Origin of the sequence: Pseudomonas sp. NPDC088885 (assembly GCF_044750025.1) — a bacterium.
GTDB classification, from domain to species: domain Bacteria; phylum Pseudomonadota; class Gammaproteobacteria; order Pseudomonadales; family Pseudomonadaceae; genus Aquipseudomonas; species Aquipseudomonas rustica.
In genome coordinates, this window is sequence record NZ_JBIVJB010000160.1 from 1 (window position 1) to 5,660 (window position 5,660).

The window sequence follows — 5,660 nt, forward strand, 5'->3', positions numbered from 1 at the left end:
ACGTTGAGGTCGTGGTGCGCCACTTCCCAGATGTAGCGCAATTGTTGAAGCTTCATATGTATCCCTCAAAGCAGGTAGACGCCACGGGCATCAGCGACGGTATATAACTATATTAATGGTTTGAAGAATAAATCTAGAACTTTTTTGTCAAAGTGCCATTATTCTGCTTCAGCGATCCTCACTGCGCCGACGCTCAACCAGCGGCACCAGATAAACCGGCACCTTCGATAACTGCAGAACCCGCGCCGCCGTTCGCCCCAACGGCGTTTCCGCGCCAACCCCATGGCTATGACTGCCAACGATCAGCAAGTCGACAGAGAGCTTCTGCACCTGGTCGAGAATCACCTGTGACGGATCACCCTGCAGCACGCGCACTGCGCGAATGCGCTGCAAGTCTTGTTCGCCTTCATCGCCCAATTCTTCACGAAAGCTTTCCAGCACCCGCTGCTCGATATTGGCGATGACTGTTTTCAGACCTTGGCTATGAAATTCGTTCAATGCCTGCTCATCGAGATAGCTCTGCAACACCGATTCGGCGAACAGCCCCATCGGCTCCACCGCGTGCACCACGTACAGGTCAGCATTGAATGTTCGCGCCAACGCCAGGGCATGCTGCATCACTAACGGTGCGTACAGACCGAGGTCAGTGGCATACAGCATCGAACGAATCATATGACCTCCTCGCAAGCCAACATGGCGGAGATTTGATTCAGCTTAGCAGTGCCTTGGCGACTACGACGTGCGGCGCAACGTCTTGAACCGTTTGGGCTTTAGACCGCTGGTTCGTTGCTGATGCCGTGGGGGACATGGCCCGTGGCAACCACTTCGCGGGCAGCCTCGCAATGCCCGGCCTGATCGTCGAAAAACACGTCAGCGGCGAACGCTTCGAGGAACGCCGATTTGGTCAGACCACCGAGGAACAGCGATTCGTCGAGACGAATATCCCACTCGCGCAACGTGCGAATGACCCGCTCGTGCGCCGGTGCCGAACGCGCGGTAACCAGCGCCGTGCGGATCGGGCAATCGTCATCGGGGAATTCGCGCTGGAGCAAATTGAGTGCAGCCAGAAAGCCTTTGAACGGGCCGCCACGCAACGGTTCGCGGGCTGATTCGCGCTCCTTGGCCTGAAACGCTTCCAGCCCGCCGGACTGATACACACGCTCCGACTCGTCGGAAAAAATCACCGCGTCACCATCGAAGGCGATGCGCAATTCATCGCTGGCGGCACGGCTGGCGCCACCGGACAGAATGGTTGCGGCGGCGAAACCAGCGTCCAGCGCCGCACGCACATCTTCGGCATGGGTTGACAGAAACAGATCACAACCAAAGGCTTTCAGGTACGGATAAGGACTGCGCCCGCCGACAAACGCCGCGCGGGAAATCGCCAGTCCGTAATGGTGAATCGAGTTGAACACGCGCAGGCCAGTGTCGGCGCTGTTGCGCGAGACCAGAATCACCTCGACCCGTGCGCGGCCGAGGCGACTGTTGAGTGCCAGGAGTTTTTCCACCAGCGGGAAGGCATCGCCGGGCGCGAGAATCTCGTCTTCGTGTTCGATCTGATATTGCCGATAGGCTTCGACGCCGCTCGACAGATACACCTTGTGGCTCTCGCTCAGGTCGAACAAGGCCCGCGACGAAATCGCCAGCACCAGTTTGTCATCGATGTTCTTGGCCATGCGTTCCCCCGCCCCTTACAAAAAACCGAGCTAAACGTTGCGTCGGTCGATAAAGCTTAAATTGCGGTACAGCGCTTCGATACGCGGCAAGTCACAGCCTGCCGCTTTCGCTGCCGCAAGAGGTCGAGCGTAGATCGCTTCGAGTTCCAGCGGACGCTTGTGTAAAAAATCGTGGTACATGCTCGGCCAGTAGTCGGGCATTTTCTCGGTCATCATCAACAGAAAACCGGCGTAACCGGGCGGCATGTCGTGGCCGCAGGCTTTGGCGCCCTCAACCACTTCGGCCATCAATGCCTGGATGTGCGCGCGGCTGTCGGCATCGGCCATCAACGGCGTGGTGCCCGCGCCGAGCAATACCGAGAGACCGTTGTAAGGGATATTCCAGACCAGTTTCTGCCAGCGCGCCTGGTGCAGATTGGGCATCGCTTGCGAATCAAGACCGGCGGTACGGAACAGCTCGGCGCCCTGCTCGACGATCGCCATGCGCGCGACATCATCAATCGCCGAGCCGCTGTGATAACCGACGTTGACCGCGCCGAGCGCCTGATGCGTCACCAGACCCGGCCCCTCGCGATGCACGCAGATCAGACACAGACCACCGAGCAGATGCAACGAATCAGGCAACAGCGCACGCAAACTGTCTTCGACATCCAGACCGTTTTGCAGCAACAGCACCTTCGCATCCGGCTTGGCGGCTTGAATGATTGCCGGCGCCAGATCAGCGTTGCTGGTGGTTTTTGCGCCCACCAGCAGCCAGTCACACTTAGGCATGTCTTCGGCTGACGAATAGGCTTGCGCCGGGTTCAACGTCATCTGGCCATGCACCGCGCTGTTCACCTGCAAACCGCGCTCGGCGACTGCCGAGAATTCGCTGCGCAACAGAAAGTGCACATCAAAACCGGCTCGCGCCAGCATCACACCGTAAAATCCGCCGATTGCGCCGGTACCAATAATCCCGATCACCGGCTTATTCACTGCCGCCATCATGGCAACTCCTCTGCAATTCGACCCAGCGCCTGCGCCAATGCTTGGTTAAGTGCATCGGCGGTCAGGCGTGAGTGCACCGCCCCAAAGAACTCGCCGTCGCGCACTACAAATAGCGCCGGCAAATGAAAGACCTGATAACGCTCGACCAAACCACCGTTGTCGCCGGCGTCGATCCAGCATAAGCGATCGGCCGCCAGCGCCATCCCCGGCAATACTTCGCGGGCATAGCGGCAACTCGCGCAGCCGACACTGGTGAAAATCACCAGGGAAACGCCGCTCATCGCCAGCAGCCGTTGGTCGGCGTCGAAATCGGTCAGTTCGGATTCGACCACTATACTGGGGGAAACAATGTCAAATGGCCGACACAGGGAGTCTGTGCTCATGGGACGTTTCATTCCTCATCCGGACGAGGTGCCGGTTGAATTAACCTTGCTCAAGCCTGAATGTATTTCCAGGCAACAGCTGCACACTATCAGCCTCGGCGGCATCGCTTGCAATTACCACCGTGCCTGGCGCCATGGCACGGCGCTGCAAGTGCGCATGCCGACGCTCAACACCGACATCTGTTATCCGGGCTACGTGGCGTGGTGTTTGCGGCGTAAAAAAGGTTATCTGGTGGGCATCGCCTTTACCGATGAGCAGACGCTGTTCAGCGCACGAATGGGTGAGCAGGTGTGTCAGATCGAGCGCTACTGCCGCATGAACGAAACCCACGATGATCTGCGGGAAATTCAGGCTGTGGCCCTGCAATGGGTCGAGCAACACGCCGATGAGTTCTCCCATGACAGCGTGCGCAAGGCTTTTGCGCAGCCAGCGCTGGACTAAAGCACCTTTTGCCCATTGTCGAGCAGGCGCTTTACGCGCTAAGGTTCCGCTCCCCGACGCGCTTAAATCTGCTGTGCTCCGCCGCGCGGGGATCGCTGGCGGCCGGCACCCGTGACCTGACGAGTAAACGATGGCTGATTTACCGATCAACGACCTAAACGTCGCCTCTAACGAGACCCTGATCACTCCTGATCAGCTCAAGCGTGATATCCCTCTGAGCGACGCCGCGCTGCGCACCGTCACCAAGGGCCGCGAAGTCATTCGCAACATTCTTGATGGCACCGACCACCGTCTGTTCGTAGTGATCGGCCCGTGCTCGATCCACGACATCAAGGCTGCTCACGAATACGCCGATCGCCTGAAGGTGCTGGCGGAAGAAGTCTCCGACACCCTGTATCTGGTCATGCGCGTGTATTTCGAGAAACCGCGCACCACCGTCGGCTGGAAAGGCCTGATCAACGATCCGTACCTGGACGACTCGTTCAAGATTCAGGACGGCCTGCACATCGGTCGCCAGTTGCTGCTGGATCTGGCCGAAAAAGGCCTGCCAACCGCCACCGAAGCCCTCGACCCGATCTCCCCGCAGTATCTGCAGGATCTGATCAGCTGGTCGGCCATCGGCGCGCGCACCACCGAATCGCAGACTCACCGTGAAATGGCTTCCGGCCTGTCCTCGGCGGTCGGCTTCAAGAACGGCACCGACGGCGGCCTGACCGTGGCGATCAACGCCTTGCAGTCAGTCTCCAGCCCGCACCGTTTCCTCGGTATCAACCAGGAAGGTGGCGTGTCGATCGTCACCACCAAAGGCAACGCCTACGGCCACGTGGTGCTACGCGGTGGCAACGGCAAGCCGAACTACGATTCGGTCAGCGTTGCCCTGTGCGAACAGGCGCTGAACAAAGCCAAGATCAAGCCGAACGTGATGGTCGATTGCAGCCACGCCAACTCCAACAAGGATCCGGCCCTGCAACCGCTGGTGATGGAAAACGTCGCCAACCAGATCCTTGAAGGCAACCAGTCGATCATCGGCCTGATGGTCGAAAGTCATCTGAACTGGGGCTGCCAGGCGATTCCGAAAGACCTCGCCGATCTGCAATACGGCGTGTCGATCACCGATGCATGCATCGACTGGTCGGCCACCGAGACCACCCTGCGCAGCATGCACGCCAAGCTCAAAGACGTGCTGCCGAAACGTCAGCGCAACTGATCGAGGTTTCGCAGGCATAAAAAAACGCCGGGCAATGCCCGGCGTTTTTGTGTGTGCGATTCAGATCTTAGCGGCGCGGCGCTGGTGGCGCTCCATATAGCGCTCGACGTAGGAGCACGACGGGATCACCGTGTAGCCCATTTCTTCGGCGTACTGCAGCGCGCTTTCGGTCAGCGCTGCCGCTATGCCTCGGCCACGCAGGGCGTTGGGCACGAACGTGCGATAGATATCCAGGGTCTGTTTCCCCAGATCCATATAGGTCAGATAGGCACGATGACCGTCCACATTGGTCTCGAACTGATGACCAGCCTGGTCATGGTGGATGGACAACGCCTCGCTCATCACTACTCCTCGCGGGTCTTGAATTCTGACCCTACCTTACCGATGTTTTTCCGGCGAAGGAACATCTACGCCACCCCGTGCCTGTTGGACACCGAGAAGAGCCACACCGATCTCGCGCAACCGAGCACCTGATAAATAGTAGGCACCATTGGCAAAAATGCTCAAGGTGCGCTCGTCATCAAGCCAGTTGACGGGGGTTGCTCCGATGGACGCAGGGGTGGCGTGGGAGAAGATCTTCCCGGGCCGCTCACCTGAACATTGCCGGATGTTGAGACTTAAGACGTGCAGCCTTTTTTAAAGTCACCTCAAGAAACATAAAGATAGGTGATGCACCACGCAGAATCGCAATGAAAGTATGGACGAATTGATATAGACAGACTTTAGCCAAGACTGCAAAAACAACCATCACAACGGGAACTTTTTCCCATTAACTCGCTCAGCGCGGGGCTTGTAGCTGTTTATTTTTTAAACAGCGCAGTTAAAAGTTGCTCGAAAAAGAATCAACGCCTACAATTTTTTTTGCATCTTGCGCTACGTCAGTTTACTTACTACAAGTAATGGGTAGTATGTACGCCGGCTATTTCCTCAATCGGAGGAGACAGTCACTTAATTGAAAGTCCTTG

At 57.7% G+C, this 5,660-nt stretch carries 7 protein-coding genes; 2 read left to right on the top strand and 5 right to left on the bottom strand.

All coding sequences use genetic code 11. From position 1 onward, the window contains the following. Positions 1-168: 168 nt before the first annotated feature. The 4 genes from ACIP1X_RS27455 to ACIP1X_RS27470 all read right to left on the bottom strand — a co-directional run bounded on the left by ACIP1X_RS27455 (position 169) and on the right by ACIP1X_RS27470 (position 3,046). Positions 169-672, bottom strand: a complete 504-nt coding sequence (locus ACIP1X_RS27455; protein WP_053122288.1) for a universal stress protein — start codon at positions 670-672, stop codon at positions 169-171. Positions 673-770: 98 nt separating this feature from the next. Next, complete coding sequence (locus ACIP1X_RS27460; protein ID WP_053122291.1) at positions 771-1,676, bottom strand: 5'-nucleotidase; 906 nt, start codon at positions 1,674-1,676, stop codon at positions 771-773. Positions 1,677-1,706: 30 nt separating this feature from the next. Beyond that, positions 1,707-2,663, bottom strand: a complete 957-nt coding sequence (locus ACIP1X_RS27465; RefSeq protein ID WP_400755839.1) for a putative 2-dehydropantoate 2-reductase — start codon at positions 2,661-2,663, stop codon at positions 1,707-1,709. Next, complete coding sequence (locus ACIP1X_RS27470; RefSeq protein ID WP_400755840.1) at positions 2,660-3,046, bottom strand: thioredoxin family protein; 387 nt, start codon at positions 3,044-3,046, stop codon at positions 2,660-2,662. The genes ACIP1X_RS27465 and ACIP1X_RS27470 overlap by 4 nt, the downstream gene beginning before the upstream one ends. Between ACIP1X_RS27470 and ACIP1X_RS27475 the strand changes: the two genes are divergently transcribed. Then, positions 3,045-3,488: a PilZ domain-containing protein gene (locus ACIP1X_RS27475; RefSeq protein WP_400755841.1), complete on the top strand. Its 444-nt coding sequence runs from the start codon at positions 3,045-3,047 to the stop codon at positions 3,486-3,488. The genes ACIP1X_RS27470 and ACIP1X_RS27475 overlap by 2 nt on opposite strands. Before the next feature lie 130 nt (positions 3,489-3,618). Continuing rightward, the gene (locus ACIP1X_RS27480; RefSeq protein WP_053122298.1) at positions 3,619-4,695 is read left to right on the top strand and encodes a 3-deoxy-7-phosphoheptulonate synthase; all 1,077 of its coding nucleotides are present in this window, start codon (positions 3,619-3,621) and stop codon (positions 4,693-4,695) included. A 60-nt stretch (positions 4,696-4,755) separates the two neighbouring features. Here the strand turns inward: ACIP1X_RS27480 and ACIP1X_RS27485 are convergent, their stop codons facing one another. Then, complete coding sequence (locus tag ACIP1X_RS27485; protein ID WP_003226804.1) at positions 4,756-5,037, bottom strand: GNAT family N-acetyltransferase; 282 nt, start codon at positions 5,035-5,037, stop codon at positions 4,756-4,758. Positions 5,038-5,660 lie beyond the last annotated feature (623 nt).